The organism is Candidatus Methylomirabilota bacterium (genome assembly GCA_028870115.1).
Taxonomy (GTDB): Bacteria; Methylomirabilota; Methylomirabilia; order Methylomirabilales; family Methylomirabilaceae; genus Methylomirabilis.
On the sequence record JAGWQH010000008.1, the window covers coordinates 1 to 1,261 of the forward strand.

Consider the following 1,261-nt stretch of genomic DNA (forward strand, 5'->3'; position numbering starts at 1 on the left):
AACCCGAAGGCATAGCGCGCGTGCAGAATTTCCACTCCCAGCGATCGAAGCAAGGCGACGAGTTCTTCACGCGTGTACTGATCGCCAATGTGCTCTTTAGAAGCCCAGCACGTATACGTTTCGAAATAGCGCGATGGGAACAGATATCGATGGATCTTTTCACACGGCATAGCCAGATACAAGACGCCCCCTGGCTCCAGCGCGTTGACCAGATTGGTGATCACCTGCTGATTGCCCGGGATATGCTCAAGACAGTCGATTGAAAAGACAAAATCATACTTCTCGCGCTCATTCAGGCTCACGAGATCCTCAACGCAAAACGAGACGTTTTTCAAACCCTTTCGGCCGGCCTCCTCCTGAGATTCCCGTACGTGCTCCTCCGAAAGATCATACCCTGTAAAACGTGCTTGTGGAAACCTTTCTGCAAGAAATAAGGTAAAGAGTCCAGGCCCACAACCGGCATCCAGAACCTTTGAAAAGGCGATGGTCCGCACATACTTCTTGAGATAGAGCGCTCGAATGTATGCGCTCACGAACGCCGAAGGATAAAAGCGATAAAACCATTGCTTTCCGAGCTTCTGGATCGGATTCATTTATGGGTGACTCTTTCTTGTCAGTCATCCGGCAGCGACAGTTTTCAGCACGCTGGCAACAGACTTTCTTCCGTTCCGAATTCGTCAGTCAGCATTTCGCGCCTAGCATACAACGAATACAATACAGCTTCCCGTGCGAAGCACTCCCTGATGACCCTCGGAATGGCCATCTACATCCCCGAGCCAAGCATTCCAGTAATGCCCCGTAATCCGTCAAACACCCCGCGACAGGCAGTAGCGAAGTTGCGCGCGTTCCGTTCCTGGATGGCAACCCATACGATTCGCCCGAGCGACAGTAAAGTGCACAACGCCATGACCACAGGCCGGTAAGCGAAGTACCGATTCGCTCTGATCATGAGCAGCTTGTTGCGGAACATATAGTACAGGCGCTCGGGGCTGCAGGTGGTCGGGAATTGGATCTTGTGTTTTGCGACCGCGCGCGGCTCGTACAGGATGCGCCACCCCCTGGCCTTGGCTTGAAGACAATAGTCCACCTCCCAATGGTTGACAAAGAAATCTGGGGAAAACCCGCCCAGTTTTTGGAAGAGTCGCTTATCCAGCAACCAGCAGCATCCGATGACGTAATCGCATTCGATCTGCTCGCGGGCGTCACGGTCGGAGTATTTGGCAGTCCAGCGATTGACAAACCCGGCGCCATGGGCCGTCTG

The 1,261-nt window shown here is 53.3% G+C and carries 2 protein-coding genes; both read right to left on the reverse strand.

Annotated elements, in window-relative coordinates:
* A partial coding sequence (locus KGL31_00320) for a class I SAM-dependent methyltransferase (protein ID MDE2320358.1) occupies positions 1–593 on the reverse strand: 593 nt, incomplete at its 3' end.
* A 170-nt stretch (positions 594–763) separates the two neighbouring features.
* Positions 764–1,261 (reverse strand): hypothetical protein (locus KGL31_00325; GenBank protein ID MDE2320359.1); only part of this gene is annotated, 498 nt, incomplete at its 5' end.